This window comes from Pseudomonas sichuanensis (genome assembly GCF_003231305.1).
Taxonomy (GTDB): domain Bacteria; phylum Pseudomonadota; class Gammaproteobacteria; order Pseudomonadales; family Pseudomonadaceae; genus Aquipseudomonas; species Aquipseudomonas sichuanensis.
The window spans coordinates 15,118-34,915 of record NZ_QKVM01000008.1; the positions used below are offsets into that span (position 1 = coordinate 15,118).

The 19,798-nt window shown below is 60.4% G+C and carries 24 protein-coding genes; 12 read left to right on the top strand and 12 right to left on the bottom strand.

The window, feature by feature from the left end:
- Positions 1 to 119: 119 nt before the first annotated feature.
- The 5 genes from DM373_RS06040 (at position 120) to DM373_RS06060 (ending at position 3,017) form a co-directional block, all read left to right on the top strand.
- Positions 120 to 767 carry a sulfite oxidase-like oxidoreductase gene (locus tag DM373_RS06040; RefSeq protein ID WP_002118288.1) on the top strand — a complete coding sequence of 216 codons (648 nt, stop codon included), beginning with the start codon at positions 120 to 122 and terminating at the stop codon, positions 765 to 767.
- Complete coding sequence (locus DM373_RS06045; protein ID WP_002118292.1) at positions 760 to 1,506, top strand: ferredoxin reductase; 747 nt, start codon at positions 760 to 762, stop codon at positions 1,504 to 1,506. Before DM373_RS06040 ends, DM373_RS06045 begins: the two co-directional genes overlap by 8 nt.
- 453 nt (positions 1,507 to 1,959) lie before the next feature.
- Positions 1,960 to 2,232 (top strand): glutaredoxin 3, encoded by a 273-nt coding sequence (gene grxC, locus DM373_RS06050; protein WP_005005995.1) that lies wholly within the window; start codon positions 1,960 to 1,962, stop codon positions 2,230 to 2,232.
- Between the two features lie 67 nt (positions 2,233 to 2,299).
- Positions 2,300 to 2,581 (top strand): DUF427 domain-containing protein, encoded by a 282-nt coding sequence (locus tag DM373_RS06055; protein ID WP_003464986.1) that lies wholly within the window; start codon positions 2,300 to 2,302, stop codon positions 2,579 to 2,581.
- 169 nt (positions 2,582 to 2,750) lie between these two features.
- Positions 2,751 to 3,017, top strand: coding sequence for a hypothetical protein (locus DM373_RS06060; RefSeq protein ID WP_003464988.1), 267 nt, complete (start codon positions 2,751 to 2,753; stop codon positions 3,015 to 3,017).
- 860 nt (positions 3,018 to 3,877) lie between these two features.
- Here the strand turns inward: DM373_RS06060 and sdhC are convergent.
- Together sdhC and DM373_RS06075 are read right to left on the bottom strand one after the other, a co-directional pair.
- Positions 3,878 to 4,252: a succinate dehydrogenase, cytochrome b556 subunit gene (gene sdhC, locus DM373_RS06070; RefSeq protein ID WP_005005993.1), complete on the bottom strand. Its 375-nt coding sequence runs from the start codon at positions 4,250 to 4,252 to the stop codon at positions 3,878 to 3,880.
- Positions 4,253 to 4,362: 110 nt separating this feature from the next.
- The gene (locus DM373_RS06075) at positions 4,363 to 5,289 is read right to left on the bottom strand and encodes a recombinase family protein (protein ID WP_004574516.1); all 927 of its coding nucleotides are present in this window, start codon (positions 5,287 to 5,289) and stop codon (positions 4,363 to 4,365) included.
- A gap of 201 nt (positions 5,290 to 5,490) precedes the next feature.
- Between DM373_RS06075 and DM373_RS06080 the strand changes: the two genes are divergently transcribed.
- The 3 genes from DM373_RS06080 to DM373_RS06090 are packed head-to-tail and all read left to right on the top strand — an operon-like array spanning position 5,491 to position 9,140.
- Positions 5,491 to 5,730: a ribbon-helix-helix domain-containing protein gene (locus tag DM373_RS06080; RefSeq protein ID WP_004574517.1), complete on the top strand. Its 240-nt coding sequence runs from the start codon at positions 5,491 to 5,493 to the stop codon at positions 5,728 to 5,730.
- Entirely contained in the window at positions 5,730 to 6,140 is a 411-nt protein-coding gene (locus tag DM373_RS06085) for a putative toxin-antitoxin system toxin component, PIN family (RefSeq protein WP_110992714.1), read from the top strand. The genes DM373_RS06080 and DM373_RS06085 overlap by 1 nt, the downstream gene beginning before the upstream one ends.
- Before the next feature lie 3 nt (positions 6,141 to 6,143).
- Positions 6,144 to 9,140 carry a Tn3 family transposase gene (locus tag DM373_RS06090; RefSeq protein WP_004574519.1) on the top strand — a complete coding sequence of 999 codons (2,997 nt, stop codon included), beginning with the start codon at positions 6,144 to 6,146 and terminating at the stop codon, positions 9,138 to 9,140.
- Positions 9,141 to 9,277: 137 nt separating this feature from the next.
- On the opposite strand, the gene DM373_RS06095 is transcribed toward DM373_RS06090, so the two are convergent.
- From DM373_RS06095 to merT, 8 genes are all read right to left on the bottom strand, one after another.
- Positions 9,278 to 9,490, bottom strand: coding sequence for a DUF3330 domain-containing protein (locus DM373_RS06095; RefSeq protein WP_004574520.1), 213 nt, complete (start codon positions 9,488 to 9,490; stop codon positions 9,278 to 9,280).
- Between the two features lie 123 nt (positions 9,491 to 9,613).
- Positions 9,614 to 9,850 carry a broad-spectrum mercury transporter MerE gene (gene merE / locus DM373_RS06100; protein ID WP_004574521.1) on the bottom strand — a complete coding sequence of 79 codons (237 nt, stop codon included), beginning with the start codon at positions 9,848 to 9,850 and terminating at the stop codon, positions 9,614 to 9,616.
- Positions 9,843 to 10,205 carry a mercuric resistance transcriptional repressor MerD gene (gene merD, locus DM373_RS06105; RefSeq protein WP_004574522.1) on the bottom strand — a complete coding sequence of 121 codons (363 nt, stop codon included), beginning with the start codon at positions 10,203 to 10,205 and terminating at the stop codon, positions 9,843 to 9,845. The genes merE and merD overlap by 8 nt, the downstream gene beginning before the upstream one ends.
- The gene (locus DM373_RS06110; protein ID WP_004574523.1) at positions 10,205 to 10,621 is read right to left on the bottom strand and encodes a hypothetical protein; all 417 of its coding nucleotides are present in this window, start codon (positions 10,619 to 10,621) and stop codon (positions 10,205 to 10,207) included. Before DM373_RS06110 ends, merD begins: the two co-directional genes overlap by 1 nt.
- Before the next feature lie 20 nt (positions 10,622 to 10,641).
- Positions 10,642 to 12,324 carry a mercury(II) reductase gene (gene merA / locus DM373_RS06115; protein ID WP_004574524.1) on the bottom strand — a complete coding sequence of 561 codons (1,683 nt, stop codon included), beginning with the start codon at positions 12,322 to 12,324 and terminating at the stop codon, positions 10,642 to 10,644.
- 12 nt (positions 12,325 to 12,336) lie between these two features.
- The gene (gene merC, locus DM373_RS06120) at positions 12,337 to 12,768 is read right to left on the bottom strand and encodes an organomercurial transporter MerC (protein WP_004574525.1); all 432 of its coding nucleotides are present in this window, start codon (positions 12,766 to 12,768) and stop codon (positions 12,337 to 12,339) included.
- 12 nt (positions 12,769 to 12,780) lie between these two features.
- Positions 12,781 to 13,059: a mercury resistance system periplasmic binding protein MerP gene (gene merP, locus DM373_RS06125; protein ID WP_004574526.1), complete on the bottom strand. Its 279-nt coding sequence runs from the start codon at positions 13,057 to 13,059 to the stop codon at positions 12,781 to 12,783.
- Positions 13,060 to 13,072: 13 nt separating this feature from the next.
- Complete coding sequence (gene merT, locus DM373_RS06130; RefSeq protein WP_004574527.1) at positions 13,073 to 13,423, bottom strand: mercuric ion transporter MerT; 351 nt, start codon at positions 13,421 to 13,423, stop codon at positions 13,073 to 13,075.
- Positions 13,424 to 13,494: 71 nt separating this feature from the next.
- Between merT and merR the strand changes: the two genes are divergently transcribed.
- Positions 13,495 to 13,914, top strand: a complete 420-nt coding sequence (gene merR, locus DM373_RS06135) for an Hg(II)-responsive transcriptional regulator (protein ID WP_004574528.1) — start codon at positions 13,495 to 13,497, stop codon at positions 13,912 to 13,914.
- A 152-nt stretch (positions 13,915 to 14,066) separates the two neighbouring features.
- Here the strand turns inward: merR and DM373_RS06140 are convergent, their stop codons facing one another.
- On the bottom strand, positions 14,067 to 14,285 hold the full coding sequence (locus DM373_RS06140; RefSeq protein ID WP_004574529.1) for a co-regulatory protein PtrA N-terminal domain-containing protein: 219 nt from the start codon (positions 14,283 to 14,285) through the stop codon (positions 14,067 to 14,069).
- A 185-nt stretch (positions 14,286 to 14,470) separates the two neighbouring features.
- Here DM373_RS06140 and DM373_RS06145 point away from each other — a divergent pair, with 185 nt between their 5' ends.
- From DM373_RS06145 to DM373_RS06155, 3 genes are all read left to right on the top strand, one after another.
- On the top strand, positions 14,471 to 15,073 hold the full coding sequence (locus DM373_RS06145) for a recombinase family protein (protein ID WP_010465829.1): 603 nt from the start codon (positions 14,471 to 14,473) through the stop codon (positions 15,071 to 15,073).
- Positions 15,057 to 18,086: a Tn3 family transposase gene (locus tag DM373_RS06150; protein WP_024015041.1), complete on the top strand. Its 3,030-nt coding sequence runs from the start codon at positions 15,057 to 15,059 to the stop codon at positions 18,084 to 18,086. The genes DM373_RS06145 and DM373_RS06150 overlap by 17 nt, the downstream gene beginning before the upstream one ends.
- A gap of 236 nt (positions 18,087 to 18,322) precedes the next feature.
- Positions 18,323 to 19,168 carry an AraC family transcriptional regulator gene (locus DM373_RS06155; RefSeq protein WP_003464995.1) on the top strand — a complete coding sequence of 282 codons (846 nt, stop codon included), beginning with the start codon at positions 18,323 to 18,325 and terminating at the stop codon, positions 19,166 to 19,168.
- Positions 19,169 to 19,197: 29 nt separating this feature from the next.
- On the opposite strand, the gene DM373_RS06160 is transcribed toward DM373_RS06155, so the two are convergent.
- A complete protein-coding gene (locus tag DM373_RS06160) occupies positions 19,198 to 19,716 on the bottom strand; it encodes a YkgB family protein (protein ID WP_003464991.1) in 519 nt (172 codons plus the stop codon).
- Positions 19,717 to 19,798 lie beyond the last annotated feature (82 nt).

Consider the following 19,798-nt stretch of genomic DNA (forward strand, 5'->3'; position numbering starts at 1 on the left):
TGGCCTGACGCTATGTTCGATACGCGATTTTTTACGATGATAGAGCATCTGTATCTGATTTTTAGTCGATTGGCTTATTCGGCGGATGTGCGGGCAAATGCTTTACGCAGAGTACTGAAATGAAGGCCGGCTTCGGTCTGCCGTATCGAGCAAGAGGGGTCACTATGGTCACCAGAGGTTTCACCGGTCGCGGTTCAGGCGACCAGTCCGATCGGATTCCGCCAGGTCAGCATCTGGTGGAGGATTTCCCTGTTCTGTCGGCCGGCCCTACGCCGAGGGTAGAGCCCTCCGACTGGAAATTCACAGTCAAAATTGGTCCGAAGCCCGTCAAAACGTGGAATTGGGGCGAATTCAACACTCTACCAAAGACCCAGGTGACAAAGGATATTCACTGCGTCACCTCTTGGTCCAAACTGGATACCGTTTGGGAGGGTGTACTCATTGAAGACATCCTTGCAGATGCAGAGCTTGATCGGCCTACCGATTTCGTCTTGGCGCACTGCTACGATAATTATTCGACAAACGTCCCTCTGACGGATCTGCTTTCCGGGAAAGCGATGGTCGCCCTCAGTTATGCGGGCAAGCCACTTTCCCGCGATCATGGGGGGCCGGCGCGTCTTCTAGTGCCGCACCTTTACTTCTGGAAATCCGCCAAATGGGTGAATGCGCTGCAATTCACGACGCGTGACGAGGCCGGCTTTTGGGAGCTGCACGGCTATCACATCTACGGCGATCCGTGGCGCGAACAACGATACACCCATGACTGAAAACGAAGCGCAAGTCCGTTCGTGGCAATCATGCGTGATCGACGACATCATCCAGCAAACACCGAGTATCAAGAGCTTCTTCCTTCGGTTGAGCAAGCCGTTCGCGCACACCGCAGGTCAGCACGTCGATATCCGGCTGACCGCGCCCGACGGCTACAGTGCAATGCGCAGCTACTCGATCGCGTCATCGGCAGTTTCGACCCCGATCGTCGAGATAGCTATCGAGCGCATGCCGGATGCCGAAGTTTCGCCGTTTTTTCACGACATCGCGGCGATTGGTGACGAAATCGAAGTTCGCGGTCCGCTCGGTGGCCATTTCCTTTGGCCTGAGCCTGCCATAGATCCGGTTCTGTTGATCGGGGGAGGCTCCGGCCTCGTGCCGTTGATGGCAATGATCCGGCAGCGCCGCGCATTGGCCCAAGCCGTTCCGACAGCGTTGCTCCTGTCCGCACGAACCGCCGAGGACGTTCTCTTCTCAGAAGAACTTCATTGCATCGAAATCAGCGATCCGGCGTTCGTCCTGGCGCTCGCGATTACGCGCGAGAAACCGGTTCGCGCATCGGACTTTGCGCGACGGATCGACGGCATGATGGTCCAAGAAATTCTAACCAGGCTTCAGGGAAAGCCGACGCAAGTGTTCGTCTGCGGGTCTAACGGATTCGTCAACATCGCAACCGATAGCGCGCTGCTGGCGGGCTTGGACGCCTCCATCATCAAGACGGAGCGCTACGGGGGCTAGCGGCGCGAGCTATCTCACGTCGCGCCGATCGTAGACGTGCGCCCTGGGAAGCTTTGGCGATCAACGTGAACCGTTTTGCCGAACACAGTCTTCGTACCCCCCGGCCTCTAGAACGCCTTCGCTCGCGATACCTGGCTCGACATCAAGCTCAATTTGAAAGTTCCTGCACTATCCGTCGTCCTGATATGCTCGACCAGCATGATGGGCGATTCGAGCGGGACCGCTTCCGTCCCAATCGAGGCTCGGTTACCTTAGAGCATCGGCTCGGCGCTACAGGAGGCGCGTGCGGCCTCTGCCTGGCGGTGAAAGCACTTTGGGCCATGTCGCCTGGATAGCGGCCAATCGTCAGCATCTGCTCCGATGTCGGCCAAGGTGCAGTCGCCATCTTTGAACGCCGCGAATTGGAGATCAACGCCATGACAGCGATCCGCGTGCAACTGCCGGAGATGCAATATGACAACTGATGTATTGCTGTACACCACGAATTGGTGCCCGTTCTGCCGCCGAGCGAAGGCGCTCCTCAAGGAAAAGGGCGTGCGATGGAAGGAGCTCGATATTGAGGCGGATCCGGCTCACCGGCAGGCCATGGCGGAAGCGTCGGGGCGAAGCTCCGTGCCGCAGATCTTCATCAATGGCACCCTTATCGGTGGCTCCGATGAGCTATTCGCGCTCGATGTCAGAGGCGAGCTCGACAAACTTCTCGGACGCAACCCGCCTGCCACCTGAGGAGGTGCGGCTTGGGGCAGCCAGCCCGCGAGCCTTCGCCGGTTGATGAATACAAAAGGAGAGTCCGTTGGTCTCAGCCATCTGGAAAGACACTACTATCGCCACAAGCGACGAAACAGTCATCGTCGAGGGAAATCACTACTTCCCACCGTCAGGAGTCGACCTGAGCCTGCTTGAGATGAGCCCGCACACATCTGTCTGTCCGATCAAAGGCGCCGCGCGCTTCTTTCATGTTCGCGCGGGTGACGCGCTCAACGTGAACGCCGCTTGGACCTATCCCGCCCCCACTCCGGATGCCGAGGGTATCCGGGATTACATCGCTTTCTGGAAAGGCGTGGACGTTGCCTAGCAGACTGGACGGACGACTTCGCTGATAGCCATGCGGGCGCCGACATCTCAATTATCCTGCCCACCCCGGGCCTCGTCGGCTGCAGGAATCTGCCCGGCACCTTAGCGCGACCCGGCACTGGCGGTCTCGCACCCGCCGCGCCTCTGTTCTATCAATAAGGATGGATGACATGGAGCATTCCGAGTTCGATGCCGCTTTCGCGAAGCTTGCGGAGGGATACAGAGAAGGGACTTATGAAGGCCGGCGTTTCAGCTTGATCGTCCGGCGATCTGGGGACGGACGTCGCAACAGTCTGTTCGCCAGGGAGTTGGACGGGACTGACATTGTCAGCTTCAACCTCTTCCGCGTTACATCAGATAGGACATTGTTGAAGCCGTGCGAAATGTCCGCCGAAAAGGTCGTAGCGTTCGTGCTGGAGTTCCGACCGGACACCTGACGGGCAGAAGAAGATCCCGGCCAACCGGCGCGCCTGCGACGGCCGGCTATCTAAGGCTGCGCAAGCCTATAGCCGCAGCTCATTGCACTTCGTCTGGCGAGGAATTCAACATCGATACGTCGCCATCCGCGGGGATATCGGTACAGGCGCCCGTGTAAGCCAGATTGAGAAATCCTAAGCGATGACTAACACCAATGACGCCACCCTTCCGACACATTCTATTCTTGAGGAATGCACAGCGATGGCTGTCGTCAACGCTCTGAAGATTATTCTGAAGAACAGCTACGCGATCTACCTTAAGACAAAAAATGCCACTCGGGCGCATCCCGCCCCTACTTCAGGGACTTTCACTTGCTTCTCGCTCTGTCACTCACAGCATCGGCACGCCCATGACGCATGGTATCCAGGCCTCATAATTTTCCCATATAACCTTCTTGTCTTTTGCGCACCCAGAAAGACTCGAGGCTTTAACTGGACAGATGAGCCCTCGAGGGTAGTGTTCACCTGATTGGCTTTCTCATATCTGATGTTGATTCGCACAGTGTGCCAACCAGGTGATAGTTTCAAAAAACCTGCGCTTCAGAGCGAATTAGACGATCTTCGATAAGAGCGATCCGCCTCAAAATCCAAAACATCTAACATTGTCCTAGAGCCATATTTGTACCTAGTACTATGGCGCTCCCATTAACACATTTGATGATGCACAGAAAACTTAGCTCATGATAGCTTTCAGCTAACAGCTATTCGGAAGCCCGAAAGGATTCAACCGTTTAAGCGTGAACCGTCGATTATAAATACTTTCGTAAGTTAGCTTTAAAGGACGCTTTTAGTCCTTGTAAATACGCATTACGACTCCACAGCTACCAAATCCATACGGCGCCAGCAACCATTAAAACACCCGACACTACTAAAACAATAGTAGAGGCGCGATTGCTGCCTTTCAAAGTATGACCAACACCCACATCCATAACTAGGTGTCGAATTCCGGCTACGAGATGATAAATAAATGAAGAGTATACCAACCAGAAACTAACTTTGCCGAAAGGTGAAGAAAAAATCTCCTTGACTTCATTAAAACCCTTTTCTGACTCCAACGATTTGCTCAGCATATACAGTATCAGTCCCAGAAAAATAAAGAGCATAATTCCTGAAATCCGGTGCAGAATCGATGTAAGCGCCGTGAGAGGAAGCTGAATGGTTCGAATATCAAGATTAACCGGCCGCTTTTTATTCATTTTGACTCCAGTCAACAATTCTAGTGGGGGATTTCAGTTTTCGATCTCATTCATCATAGCAGCTGTAACTGGGGTTTGGGGAGCAATGGAACAGAAAGTGCACTTAAGCCCTACCAGCGCCGTTCAGAGCCTTCTTCCCAGGCATCGGCTTCGATAAAGCAGTTGCGCATGTCGGCTTCCTGGCTGATCTCGGTCAGCAAGTCATGCACGGTCTTGTCCAGCTCATCGTCGCTCCGATACGGAATGGCCAGTTCGTAGTTGCCCGACTCCAGCCGTTTCATACTGTAGGGCTCCAAGCAGTAGCGCTCGATATTTTCCTTGGCCCGTTTCCGGCCGCGAACGAACTTGCTGTTGTTCACCACCGCCAGGCGCAGCGTGACGGTGGCCACCTGCTCGGCGGCGGGCTCTGCCGGCGACGCGACATTGCGTTGCTGACCTCGCGGCTGGGCGCTCTTCTGGTGTGCGCCGATCTCAACACCACGATGGCGCAGGTAGCTGTACAGCGTGCTCTTGGAGATGTGTAACTTCTCGCCGATGGCGCTGACGCTCAGGCGGCCCTCGCGGTACAGCGTCTCGGCCGCCATGGAGGTGGCCTCGGCCTTGGCTGGGAGGCCCTTGGGACGGCCACCGATCCGGCCCCGCGCCCGCGCGGCCGACAAACCCGCCTGAGTCCGCTCGCGGATCAGCTCGCGCTCGAACTCGGCCAGCGAGGCAAACAGGTTGAACACCAAGCGACCTTGGGCGTGGGTGGTGTCGATTGGGTCATTCAGGCTCTGCAAGCCGACCTTGCGCTCTGCCAGCTCGCCGACCAGCTCGACCAGGTGTTTGAGGGAGCGCCCGAGGCGATCCAGCTTCCAGATCACCACGGTGTCGCCCGCTCGAACATGGGCTAGCAACTTGTCCAACTCCGGCCGGGCGCTTTTCGCGCCGCTGGCGATGTCTTGATAGATGCGTTCGCACCCGGCCTGTTTCAGGGCATCGACCTGGAGGTCGGCGTTCTGATCCCGAGTGCTCACCCGCGCATAACCGATCTTCATCAAAAGTACCGTTTACTCGACTACGTTAGTAATAGTTGAACTTTGATTAAGCGTACCAGTTATTTGAACCGTAGCGCAGGTAGGTTAACCAGCCGATTCCTGTCCACTTAAAGTTCGGCAAAACGAAGGTTTTTTTGAACCATTGCATAGCCCTTTGTGATTGGCGTATAAACACACAAACACCTACTAGCGGGGAACGCCATGAATACGATTCGCTGGAATGTCGCCGTCTCGGCCGACACCGACCAGTCGCTTCGGATGTTTCTGGCCAGCCAGGGCGGTGGCCGGAAAGGCGACCTGTCGCGCTTCATTGAAGAGGCGGTGCGGGCCCACATCCTGGAACTGACGGCCGAACAGGCCAAGGCCGCTAATGCCCATCTGAGCGAGGCAGAGCTGACCGAAGCGGTTGACGAAGCGCTCGACTGGGCACGTAAGCGCTGATGCGGGTCGTGTTGGATACCAACATCCTGTTCAGCGCACTGATCTCGCCGCATGGCGCGCCCGATGCGATCTACCGTGCCTGGCGGGCGGCGCGTTTCGAGGTAGTGACCTCGCGGATGCAGCTCGATGAAATCCGCCGAGCCAGCCGCTACCCCAAGCTCCAGGCCATCCTTCAGCCCGCCAAAGTGGGAGCCATGATCAATAACCTGCAACGGGCTGTGGTACTGGAGCGTCTGACCATCGAGGTCGAAGCCGATGATCCGGATGACTCGTTTCTGCTGGCCATGGCCCTGGCAGGCGATGCGGACTACCTGGTGACCGGTGATCGCCGCGCCGGCCTGCTGCAACGCGGGCACATCGAACGCACGCGGATTGTCATGCCCGCCGTGTTCTGCGCCGAGGTGCTGTGATCGATGCCGGTCGGTTTTCTGACCCAGGAGCAACGCGACGGTTTTGGCCGCTATGTCGATGCCCCCAGTCGTGAGGAGCTGGAACGCTACTTCCACCTGAGCGACGACGACCACAAAATCCTCCTACCGCTGCGCGGCGAGCACAACCGCCTTGGCTACGCCACCCAACTGACCAGCATCCGCTACCTGGGCACTTTTCCCGACGACTTTTCAGCCGTCCCCCAAGAGGTGCTGCAAGCGCTCAGTCGCCAGTTAGGCATTACCGATCCAACTTGTATCCTGGCCTATGCCGAAACCCGCCAACGTCAACGTCATGCCGCCGAGATTCAGGAGCGTTACGGCTATCGGGTGTTTGCTGATTCCAGCGTCGGCTTTCGACTTGCCCGCTGGCTGTATGCGCTCTGTTGGACAGGGACAGATCGTCCTGGCGAGTTGTTCAATCGGGCGACGACCTGGTTGCTGACGCACAAGGTTTTACTGCCCGGCGTCACCGTTCTGGAACGGTTCATCGCCCAACTGCGCAGCCGGGTCGAAGAACGCCTCTGGCTAACCCTTGGCCGCAGTGTGAGCGAGGCGCAACGGCAGCAGCTACAGGACTTGCTGCTGGTCGCCGAAGGCAACCGCAGTTCCCGGCTGGATCAACTGCGCTCCGGCCCGGTGATGGTCAGTGGCCCCGCACTGATTCGGGCGCTGCGCCGGCTTGATGACGTGCGCGGCATCGGCATCGCCTTGCCAGCGGCGGCGCACATCCCGCCCAGCCGTATCGCGGCCCTGGCTCGCTTCGCCAACACCGCCAAGGTCACGGCGATCAACCGGCTGCCGGCGTCGCGGCGGATGGCGACACTGGTGGCGTTCGCCCTGTGCCTGGAGGCCACCGCGCACGACGACGCCCTGGAGGTCCTGGAAGCGCTGTTACGCGACCTGTTCAGCAACGCGGAGAAGGCCGACAAGAAAGCCCGCATGCGCAGCCTGAAAGACCTGGATCGCTCGGCGGCGACGCTCGCCGCCGCGTGCAAGGTCGTGCTGGACAGCTCAATCAGCGATGACAACGTGCGCGCCCGGCTGTTCAACGACCTGCCGAGGGCCTCGCTGGAGAAAGCCCTGGAAGATGTCAATGCGCTGATCCGCCCGGTTGACGATGTGTATTTTCTCGCCCTGGAGGCGCGCTACCGCAGTGTGCGCCGTTTCCTGCCCGACCTGCTCAAGCACATCCGCTTCGGCTTCAGCCCGGCCGGCAAAGGCGTGGTCGCCGGCCTGGATTGGTTGCAGCTGAACCTGCCCCGCCGGAAACCGGAGGATGACGCGCCGCAGGAGATCGTGGCCAAGGCTTGGCAGAAGCACATTACCCGCGAGGATGGCTCCCTCGACATGGGCGCCTATGTGTTCTGCACGCTCGATGCGCTGCGCACGGCCCTGCGCCGGCGCGACGTGTTCGTCTCGCCCAGTTGGCGCTATGCCGACCCGCGTCTCGGCCTGCTCGACGGTGCCGAATGGCTGGCGGCGCGGCCGATCATCTGCCGCTCGCTGGGCCTGACCATTGACGCCGGCACCACCTTGGATGCGCTGAGCGCCGAGTTGGATGCGACCTGGCAGGCGGTCGCGGCCCGCCTACCCGACAACCCCGCGATCCAGCTGAGCGAGAACGCCGAGGGCAAGACCGAGCTCTCGCTCGGCACACTGGACAAGCTGGAGGAGCCGAACTCGCTGCTGCAACTGCGAGCAGCCGTGGCTGATCTGATGCCGCGTGTCGATCTGCCGGAAATCCTCTTGGAAATCGCCGCTCGCACCGGCTTCGCCGAGGCCTTCACCCATGTGTCCGAGCGCAATGCGCGGGCCGACAACCTGGTCACCAGCCTCTGCGCGGTGCTGCTGGGTGGGGCCTGCAACACCGGCCTGGAGCCGCTGATCCGCACCGACAATCAGGCGCTACGCCGCGACCGGCTGTCCTGGGTCAGCCAGAACTATATCCGTGACGACACGCTGTCAGTGGCAAACGCCATTCTGGTGGGGGCGCAGAGCCAACTGGAGCTGGCCCAGGTCTGGGGCGGCGGCGAGGTCGCCTCCGCCGATGGCATGCGCTTCGTGGTACCGGTGCGCACCGTGCATGCTGGCCCCAACCCGAAGTATTTCGGCACCGGCCGGGGCGTCACCTGGTACAACTTGATTTCCGATCAGTTCTCCGGCCTCAACGCCATCACCGTGCCCGGCACCCTGCGCGACAGCCTGGTGCTGCTGGCCGTGGTGCTGGAACAGCAGACCGAGTTGCAGCCGACGCAGATCATGACCGACACCGGGGCCTACAGCGATGTGGTGTTTGGGCTGTTCCGCCTGCTCGGCTACCACTTCAGCCCGCGCCTGGCCGACGTCGGCGGTACCCGTTTCTGGCGCACGCGCCCGGAGGCGGATTACGGCAAACTCAACGGCCTGGCCCGGCAGTCGGTCAAGCTCGATCTGATCGCCGAGCACTGGGACGACCTGCTACGCCTGGCCGGCTCGCTCAAGCTCGGCCGAGTGCCGGCCACCGGCATCATGCGCACCCTGCAAACAGGGGATCGTCCCACCCGCCTGGCCCAGGCGCTGGCTGAGTTCGGTCGCATCGAGAAGACCTTGCACACCCTGACCTACATCGACGACGAGTCCAAGCGCCGCGCCACCCTGACCCAGCTGAACCGGGGCGAAGGCCGCCACAGCCTGGCCCGCGCCGTGTTCCACGGCAAACGCGGCGAGCTGCGCCAGCGCTACCGCGAAGGCCAGGAGGACCAGCTCGGCGCCCTCGGCCTGGTGGTGAACATCATCGTGCTGTGGAACACCCTCTACATGACGGCGGCCGTAGAACGGCTCAGGCAGCACGGCTACCCGGTGCTGGAGGAGGATGTCGCGCGGCTCTCGCCACTGATCCACGAGCACATCAACATGCTGGGCCGTTACTCCTTCGCGGTGCCGGAAGAGGTTACCCGCGGCGAACTGCGGCCGCTGCGCAATCCGGACGACGACCAGTAGGTGTAACGGCCTGGGTTCGAAATCGGCCGGGCACCGCACTCGATGCCACTTCCAGCTCAGACGGATTGCGACTGACGGAGTCCTCGGGCTCACGCTTTCTGCGACCAGCAAGAGCCACTTTTCCGGTGCAGCGCGAATTAGCCGTCCTGACGGGTACTGACCTTTTGTGTGCAGGGGTGATCAGGCTCGGATGCCGCCCTCTTATCTGCTCGCGACATGAAACGCTGATAGCACTCCAGGCCACAGAAGTGCACGACATACTCGGAACCTTCCGGCGTCAGTGCGGCGTCAAGGGGAATGTCCTTGCAGCATTCGCAGCAGCTGATGGTGGAGGTGTTGTTTGTGTTCATGATGGGGGTTCCTCCATCGTCCAAGAAAACCTAGCAACGCTTTCCCCCCGTGACTGAGCGCCGATCGACCTGCAGCCTCCCTGCCCAACTCGGCAGTGGTGGTCGCGCCGTGCTCCGAGCGGGTCACGGTCGCTTCCGAAAGGCCTGCAATGCCGCTCGCAGGAAGAGGATGAAGAAAACCGCCAGCACGAGCGTCGCGAGGCTCCACTGCTCGCTGACGAACGCGCCGGCCGCTGTCCCCGAAAGCAGCAATGCCAGCACCGGCAGATGGCAAGGGCAGGTGAGCGCGGCGAGCACGCCCCAGGTGTAAGCACGCCAGCGGAAGACCTTGCTTGACTCAACGTGATCGGCGTTACGCATAGGCAGAACCTTCGCCGGCGCAATGAGTCAGCCCGGCCAGCTGGGTTGCCACTGCGGCTAAGGCCGCCTGCCGTGCCGTGACTAGCCGGAGCAGGCACTCGACGCAGCCGATCAAGTCGGCGCCATCGTCCGCATCGAGCGCCCGGCAGAGCCGTGCCAATTCGTCGAGCCCGATACCAGACTCGAAGGCGGCGCGCACGAAGCGCAGACGCGCCAGGGACCGCTCATCGAAAATGCCGTAACCGCTCTCCGTGCGCCGCGCGGGGTGCAGCAAGCCACGCAGCACATAGTCGCGCACCACATGCACGCTGACGCCCGCGTCCTCGGCCAGTCTGGATATGGTGTAGGCATTCATCACCGACACTCCCGGTCTTCCCCGCAAACTAGGGCGCTCAGATATTTCCTTCCGGCTAGGCGTTCAGGTAGCCAGATGAGCAATGGCGTAACCCCTAGTGCCAGGAGCAACCACAGCCGGGAGTGATACTCGCCGTTTGGGGCAAACCCATAAGCCAGCAGCGCACCCAGCGCGAGCATCAGGAAATACGGCCCGGTGATGTAGCAGTGAAGGCGGCGACAGCGCGCGGCGTTGACCAGGCAGGCGCCGCCCATCACGAGTAGCGCGGCGCTCGCTGCCAGGAACAACGCAGGGCGTCGATCCGCCAGAACAAGCGCTATGGTCGCCACGACGGCAGGCAGCCCCCATAAGCTGATTACCTGCCAGGTCTTGCGCAGGCTGTCGCGACTGCCGAGATCGCTTGCCGTGTCGTTCATGCTTCAACCTCGCGCGCTCATTACCCGGCGCAGCAGGACAGCTGCTTGACGTCCTTGGCGAAGGTTTGCGCCGCGAGCTTCAGCCCCTCGACCATCGTCAGGTAGGGGAACAACTGGTCGGCCAGTTCCTGCACCGTCATCCGCGCCCGGATGGCGATGGCGGCGGTCTGGATCAGTTCGCCCGCCTCCGGGGCCACCGCCTGCACGCCGATGAGCCGTCCGCTACCTTCCTCGATGACCAGCTTGATGAAACCCCGCGTGTCGAAGTTGGCCAGTGCGCGTGGCACGTTATCCAGGGTCAAGGTGCGGCTGTCGGTCTCGATGCCGGCGTGGTGCGCCTCCGCTTCGCTGTAGCCCACGGTGGCCACCTGCGGATCGGTGAACACCACGGCCGGCATGGCGTCGAGATTGAGCTTCGCCTCGCCGCCGGTCATGTTGAGCGCCGCACGGGTGCCTGCGGCCGCCGCCACGTAGACGAACTGCGGCTGGTCGGTACAGTCGCCGGCCGCATAGATATCCGGGGCACTGGTGCGCATGCCCGAGTCGATCTGGATGGCACCGCGTTCGTCCAGCTTCACGCCGGCGCCTTGCAGATTCATGCCTTGGGTGTTGGGCGTGCGGCCGGTGGCGACGAGTAGTCGGTCGGCATGCAGCTCGCCATGATTGGTGCTCAGGATGAACTCGCCGTCGACGTGGGACACCTGGCTGGCTTGCGTGTGTTCCAGCACTTCGATGCCCTCCATACGGAAGGCTGCCGTCAGCGCTTCACCGATGGCCGGATCTTCGCGGAAGAACAACGTGCTGCGTGCCAGGACCGTGACCTTGCTGCCCAGCCGGGCAAAGGCCTGCGCCAGTTCCACCGCCACCACCGAGGAGCCGATCACGGCGAGCCGCTTAGGAATGGTGTCGCTCGCCAGCGCCTCGTCCGAGGTCCAGTACGGGGTGTCCTTGAGTCCGGGAATCGGTAGAACGGCCGGGCTCGCGCCGGTGGCGATCAGGCAGCGGTCGAAGGCGACGATGCGCTCGCCGCCCTCGGCCAGTTCCACGCTGAGCGTGCGGCCGTCCTGGAAACGGGCGGTGCCGCGTACCAGGGTGATCGCCGGCGTGCTCTCCAGAATGCCTTCGTACTTGGCGTGGCGCAGTTCGTCGACACGACCCTGTTGCTGGGCGAGCAACCGCTCGCGCAGGACGGTCAGGCTCGTGGTGGACAGTCCGGCGTCGAACGGGCTCTCGCGCCGCAGATGGGCCACATGCGCGGCGCGAATCATGATCTTGGAGGGCACGCAGCCAACGTTGACGCAGGTGCCGCCGATGATGCCGCGCTCGATCAGGGTGACGCGCGCACCGCCTTCCACCGCCTTGAGCGCGGCCGCCATGGCGGCGCCACCGCTGCCGATGACCGCCACGTGGAGCCTGTCGCCATCTTTCCCGGCGCCAATGCTGCCGCTCAACCAGCCCCGCGCCTTGTCGAGCAGGCCTGAGCGGGTAGGTGCCGTGGCGTCTTCGAACGCCGCTCGATACCCCAGGGCCTCGACGGCGGCCTGCATCTGTTCACGGCTTACGCCCTCGTCGACCTTCAGTTCGGCCTTCCCGCTGGCGTAGGAAACATCCGCCCGATGCACGCCGGGGATCTTCTCCAAGGCCTCTTTCACATGCTCGACACAGGAGGCGCAGGTCATGCCGACGATTTGTAGTTTGGTCATAGTGTTATTCCTTCATTTTGGCGGAGTCGGACAGGACGTCGGGGAGCAACGGCGGTGGGCGGGCGACACGAGATCCCAGATGGACACCCCAAACATGAGGGCCAGGCCGATATAGAGCAGCCAGCCGCTCCGCCAGCCGTGAGCCAGCATCAAATACACCGCTATCAGCACCAGGGCCGGGCCGATCAGGCCAGGCGCAGCGCGTCGCCACTGCCGGTGACTGAACCCGCCGAGGGCATTGACGAGCAGGGCCAGCCCGGCAAATAACGGCAGCAGCGTGGTGATGAACAGGCCTTCCCACTGGCTCAGAAAGCCCAGACCGATCGCGGCCCCCAGACCGGCAAGGGCGGGGAAACACGAGGCACAGCCTATGGCAGAAATCAGCACGCCAACGGACCCGGCTTTGTCACCGATCCGCGTGAACAAATTGAAAGGGTTTGCCATCGGAATGCCCGCCTACTGCTTGACGCTGGACGGGTAGCCGGCGTCCTCGGTCGCCTTAGTCAGCGCCTGGACATTGGTCTTGGCATCATCGAAGGTGACGATGGCCTCGCGGTTCTCATAGCTCACCTCGGCCTTGGTCACGCCCTCGACCTTGGTCAGCGCCTTCTTCACCGTGATCGGGCAAGCGGCGCAGGTCATGCCCGGCACCGCCAGAGTGACGGTCTGCGTGGCCGCCCAGGCAGGTGCGGCGACTAGGGTGGCGAGGGCGAAGGATGCAAGCAGTTTTTTCATGGCGGACTCCTGATCAGTAGAACAAGGGAAGGATGTAGGGGAAGCCGAGCGCGACCAGCACCAAGGCCGTTACCAGCCCGAACAGCAGCTTGTAGGTGGTGCGTACCTGGGGCACGGCGCAGACCTCACCCGGTTTGCAGACTTGAGCCGGGCGGAAAATGCGTCGCCAGGCGAAGAACAGCGCGACTAACGCCGCACCGATGAAGAGCGGGCGGTAAGGTTCCAGCACGGTCAGGTTGCCGATCCAGGCCCCGCTGAATCCCAGTGCGATCAGAACCAGCGGCCCAAGACAGCAAGTCGAGGCGAGAATCGCCGCAAGCCCCCCGGCGACAAGAGGGGCGCGCCCGTTTGATGGTTCAGACATGCATTTCTCCTTTCGAGCATGTGAGCGATGGTTTAAGGTTACTTCCGTAGTCAAGTACGGAGTCAAGCAGTATGGAAAACACTGTGGAAAGCCTGACCATCGGCGCCTTCGCCAAGGCGGCCGGGGTCAACGTGGAAACCATCCGGTTCTATCAACGCAAGGGGCTGTTGCCCGAACCGGACAAGCCCTACGGCAGCATTCGCCGCTACGGCGAGGCGGACGTGGCCCGGGTGAAATTCGTCAAATCCGCGCAACGACTGGGCTTCAGCCTCGATGAGGTGGCCGGGCTGTTGCGATTGGATGACGGCGCTCACTGCGACGAAGCGCGCGTGCTCGCCGAGCAGAAGCTCGAGGATGTGCGGGGGAAACTCGCGGATCTGCGGCGGATCGAGTCGGTGTTGGCGCGGCTGGTTCACGATTGTTGTGCGAGCCACGGGACGGTTTCCTGTCCGCTGATCGTTTCGCTGCAGGGGGAAAAGGAACTGCGCTGACTCCGCGCGTTAACCGAGGATTTCCCGATGCGTGAGGCACCTCCGGGGTCGGCTTGCGCTTGGCAAAACAGCGGCGCTCATTGAGCGCCGCTGAATGGCCAAAGGAGCACTTGCATAGGCCACAGGTTAGTACTGCATCAGCAGCTCATGTTCTACTTTGCAGGCGGACAGCCGGGCTGCGCCTCGACCCGGCCAGCCGCCGTGGCCCCCAGTTGCTCAATCTTCTTGGCGGTTTCCGCCACCAAGGCCGCCTCAGCCTTGTCGCGCATAGCGGCGATTCGCTCGATTGAACGGTCGCTCCCGCTCTCGGCCCATACGGTGGATGACAGCAGAGTCGCACCAACTATCAGCAGTAGTCTTAGGTATTTCATAACAGCCTCCTCTCGGGTTTTCTACCCACGAGCCGACTCTATCTCCGTAGTTAAGTACGGAATCAAGGAGAGATGGAGATGAAGGTCCTGGATTATGGCGCTGAGAGGAAATGGCAGGGCTTAAGTGCACTTTCTGTTCCGTTGCTCCCCAAACCCCGAAACCTGTTTTTGATGGTTATCCGCCTATGTTGGTTGGCTACATGCGCGTGTCGTCGGACTCCGACCGCCAGAGCACGGACTTGCAGCGCGACGCGCTGCTCGCCGCCGGCGTCGATCCGCGTCACCTGTTTGAGGATCGTGCCTCTGGCGCGAAGGATGACCGTGCCGGCTTGGCGCGGGCGCTTGAGTTCGTTCGAGCCGGCGATGTGCTGGTGGTGTGGAAACTCGACCGGCTCGGTCGCTCGCTGTCGCACCTGCTCGCCATTGTGACTTCGCTCAAGGACAAGCGGGTGGCGTTCCGCTCGCTGACAGAGAACCTGGACACTACGACGCCCTCGGGCGAATTCCTGTTCCAGGTGTTCGGTGCGCTCGCGCAGTACGAGCGCGCCTTGATTCAGGAGCGCGTCGTCGCGGGCTTGGCCGCCGCACGCAAACGCGGCCGGATCGGCGGCCGGCCGCAGGCGATCACTGGTGAGAAGCTGGACGCCATCGTCGCCGCGCTCGATGGCGGCATGTCTAAGGCGGCGGTGTGCCGCAACTTCAATGTCAAGCGCACTACGTTGATCGAAACATTGACGCGAGCAGGTTGGCGTGGTGCGGGAAGGACGGTCGATGAGCAACAAGAATAAGCTACTCACCGTCTTTTCTGACGCAGAGCAGGAAGCCTTGTACGGCCTACCGGACTTCGACGATGCTCAGCGGCTGGAATACCTGGCGTTGGCCGAATCTGAACTGGCGTTCGCCAGCAGCCGGCCTAGCCTGCAGGCCCAAGTCTATTGCGTCTTGCAGATCGGCTACTTCAAGGCCAAGCATGCTTTCTTCCGCTTCGATTGGCATGAGGTCGAGGACGATTGCGCCTTCGTGCTGAGTCGCTATTTCCACGGCGAAGCGTTCGAACGCAAGGCGATCACCAAGCATGAGCACTACAGCCAGAGGGGTCAGATCGCCGAACTGTTCGGCTACCGGTCGTGGGCGGCTAGCTTCCTGCCGCAACTGGCACAGCAGGCTGAACAGATCGTGCGGCGCGACGTAATGCCAGGATTCGTGGCCGCCGAACTGATCGTTTGGCTCAGCGAGCACAAAATCATCCGGCCCGGCCACACCACCTTACAAGAGCTGGTCAGTGAAGCCCTGTCCACCGAACGCAGGCGCTTGGGCGGCTTGCTGGCAGAAGTGTTGGACGAATCGGCCAAAGCTGCGCTGGGCCAGCTCCTGGTGCGTGACGACACCCTGTCTCAACTGGCAGCGCTCAAGCAGGACGCTAAAGATTTCGGCTGGCGTCAGATGGCAGGGGAGCGCGAGAAGCGCGCCACGCTGAAGTCCTTGCACGGGATCGCCAAGGCGCTGCTGCCCAAGCTCGGCATCTCGCAGCAGAACCTGCTGTACTACGCGAGCCTGGCGAACTTCTATACCGTCCATGACCTGCGCCACCTGAAGGCGGAGCAGACCCGGCTCTACCTGCTGTGCTATGCCTGGGTACGTTACCGGCAGCTCACCGACAACCTGGTCGACGCGATGGCCTTCCACATGAAAAAACTTGAGGACGAGAGCCGCACGGGTGCGAAACAGTCCTTTGTCGCCGAACAGCTGCGACGCCATCAGGAAACGCCGCAGGTTGGCCGCCTGCTGTCGCTGTACGTGGACGACAGCGTGGCCGATCCGACGCCGTTCGGCGAGGTGCGCCAACGCGCCTACAAAATCATGTCCAGGGAATTGCTGCAAAACACGGCGCAGCGCATGAGCGTCAAGCCACTGAACAAACTGGCGCTGCACTGGCAGGCGGTGGACGGCCTGGCCGAACGCATTCGACGCCATCTACGGCCGCTGTACGTCGCGCTCGACTTCGCCGGCACGGCCCCCGATAACCCATGGCTCGCGGCGCTGACTTGGGCCAAGAGCGTGTTCGCCAAGCAGCAGCGCCTATCACAACGGCCACTCGACGAATGTCCGGCGGCAACGCTGCCGAAACGCTTGCGTCCGTACCTGCTGATGTTCGATGCCGAAGGCACGCCGACAGGCCTGCATGCCGATCGTTACGAATTCTGGCTTTACCGTCAGGTCAGGAAACGCTTCCAGGCGGGCGAGCTCTACATTGACGATAGCTTGCAGCACCGGCATTTGTCCGACGAGTTGGTTTCGATGGACGAGAAAGCCGCCGTGCTCGCGCAGATGGACATCCCCTTCCTGCGGCAGCCGGTCAGTGCCCAGCTCGATGCACTGGCGACCGAGTTGCGTGCGCAATGGGTGGCGTTCAATCGCGAGCTGAAACAGGGCAAGCTGACGCACCTGGAATACGACAAGGACACGCAGAGACTGACCTGGCGCAAGCCCAAGGGGGAGAACCAGAAGGCGCGCGAGCAAGCTCTCTACGAGCAACTGCCATACTGCGATGTCGCCGACGTGTTTCGCTTCGTCAACGGCCAGTGCCAGTTCCTGTCGGCGCTGACACCATTGCAGCCACGCTATGCGAAGAAGGTAGCCGACGCCGACAGTCTGATGGCGGTGATCATTGCCCAAGCCATGAACCACGGCAACCAGGTTATGGCACGTACCAGCGACATCCCGTACCACGTCCTGGAGAGTACCTACCAGCAGTACCTGCGCCAGGCGACGCTACATGTGGCCAACGATTGCATCAGCAACGCCATCGCCGCACTGCCGATCTTCCCGCATTACTCGTTCGACCTCGATTCGTTGTACGGTGCCGTTGATGGGCAGAAATTCGGCGTCGAGCGACCAACTGTGAAGGCGCGCTACTCGCGCAAATATTTCGGCCGCGGCAAGGGCGTCGTCGCCTACACGCTGCTGTGCAATCACGTGCCGTTGAACGGCTACCTGATAGGCGCACACGAGTACGAGGCTCACCACGTGTTCGACATCTGGTACCGCAACACGTCGGACATCGTGCCGAGCGCGATCACCGGCGACATGCACAGCATCAACAAGGCCAACTTCGCCATCCTGCACTGGTTCGGACTTCGTTTCGAGCCGCGCTTCACCGACCTCGACGACCAGTTGCAGGAGCTGTATTGCGCCGATGATCTGGCATTGTACGAGAAATGCCTGATCCGGCCGGCTGGCCAGATCGACCGGCAACTCATCGTCGGTGAGAAGGCGAACATCGACCGAATCGTCGCCACACTGGGCCTGAAGGAAATGACGCAGGGCACGCTGATCCGCAAGCTGTGCACCTATACGGCGCCGAACCCGACGCGGCGCGCAATCTTCGAGTTCGACAAGCTCATCCGCAGTATCTACACACTGCGCTACCTGCGCGACCCGCAACTGGAGCGTAATGTTCACCGCTCGCAGAACCGCATTGAGTCCTATCACCAGCTACGCTCGACCATCGCCCAAGTCGGTGGGAAGAAGGAATTGACCGGCCGCACCGACATCGAAATCGAGATCAGCAACCAGTGCGCCAGGCTGATCGGCAACGCGATCATCTTCTACAACTCGGCGATCCTGTCCCTGCTGCTGACGAAGTACGAGGCAGCTGGCAATGCCAAGGCGCTGGCGTTGATCACGCAGATGTCGCCAGCGGCCTGGCGGCACATCCTGCTGAACGGGCATTACACCTTCCAGACTGACGGCAAGTTCATCGACCTGGATGCGCTCGTGGCGGGACTGGAGCTGGGCTGACGGAAATTTCTGGGATTCCGGCGTACAACCCCGTAAAATAGAAGAGTGAGCACTTGATTTGCTGGTGCTTTCAAACAACGGTGTTGTTTTTTTAACAGCCGAACTGGAAAGGGAGGCTGAGCTGCTCAGTGATCACTTTATCCGTTGGCTGATTTACGCCGGCATGTTCGCTACAGGCACTGAACGACAACGCAGATGGTATGGTCTGTGCGTTCTGACTCGTCAAGGATCGGCCAATGGATCGTTTGTCTAATTTGCTCTCGCGGTTCGGCGTGCGGGCCAATCTGTTCTATGACGGCGACCTATGCGGCTCTGCATCTTACGATGGCGCCGAGCGGCGAGGTTATATCCATCTGCTTCAGGCCGGCAGCGTGACGTTGCTTGGTCCCGATCGCAAGGATTTGCAGCTCACTCGCCCTAGCTTGATTTTTATGCCACGCCCCGCCAAGCATCAATTGTTTGCGGGTGAGTCCGATGGCGCAAAGTTGTTGTGTGCTTCCATGGAGTTTGAGGGCGGAATTGATAATCCTTTGTCGGCTTCATTACCGGACTGTTTGGTGCTCGCACTCGATGATCTGCCCATGCTGGCAGACACGTTGGAGTGGATGTTTGCCGAGGCGGCAAATGTGCATTGTGGAAGGGAAGCCGCGCTTGAGCGCTTATTTGAGCTCCTAATCATTCTGTTGCTCCGTTACCTGCTCGATCATCACCAGTTGCGCACCGGAATGATGGCTGGACTGGCCGACATGCGGCTTGCCCGATCGCTTTTACAGATGCACAACTCCCCGGAACATGCCTGGTCAATAGCAGAGCTGGCCAGTGAGTCAAATATGTCACGCGCTGCGTATGCCGTGCATTTCAAGAGTGTCATCGGACAGACGCCTGCTGATTATTTGTTGAGTTGGCGAGTTAGCCTGGCTCAGAAGCTGATGCGAGAAGGGCGCTCGATTACGCTGATTGCAGCTCAAGTCGGCTACGAAAGTCCTTCGGCGCTGTCTCGCGCATTTAGACGCAAGACGGGGTTGAGCCCTCGTGACTGGTTGAAAGATCTGGCGGGGGAAAATGATGGCAAAAAGGCCTAAGGCATTACTGCCTTAAGCCATTGAAAAAATTATGCATTAATTTTACGTTTTTCCAGTTCAACCAGCGAATGGCCTGCCACAAATATCGAAACAGCAAGCAACCCTAAGTCTTTAAGCAGAAACTGACCTGGCGCAACGGAAATCGCCGGAAACCCTAAACTAGGCTCAATGACGCCCGGAGTGGAAAACATAAAGCTAAGGGTTGTGAAGAACAGGCCTGCAGACAGAGCGCCTCCTACCACGGATAGTTTGGGCGACAGCATGCGGCCTGCGATCAGAGTGCCGATCGAAATCTCTAGTATGCCGAGCAGGCTGGAGAACATGTCGACCGAAAAAATGCTATACACCCATCCCAAAAGCGGGCTGTTGCTCACCAGTGGAACCAGGCCCTCGGCCTCGTAGTGGGTAAATTTCATGCCGCCGAACCAGAAGTAAATAATAGCGAGAGCCAAGTACGCGCCATAGATACCTAGCCCCATAGTTTTGGTTCCAAGCGTTAAGTGGGCCTGTACGCTGGACTTCGAGTTTTCAATGCCTATGGTTTTCATGTCTGAGCTTCCAGTAGTGAGTGAGAGTGTGTTGGCTGCCGAACGCCGTATGCGTTGGCGATGAGATTATTATGGCTGGCAT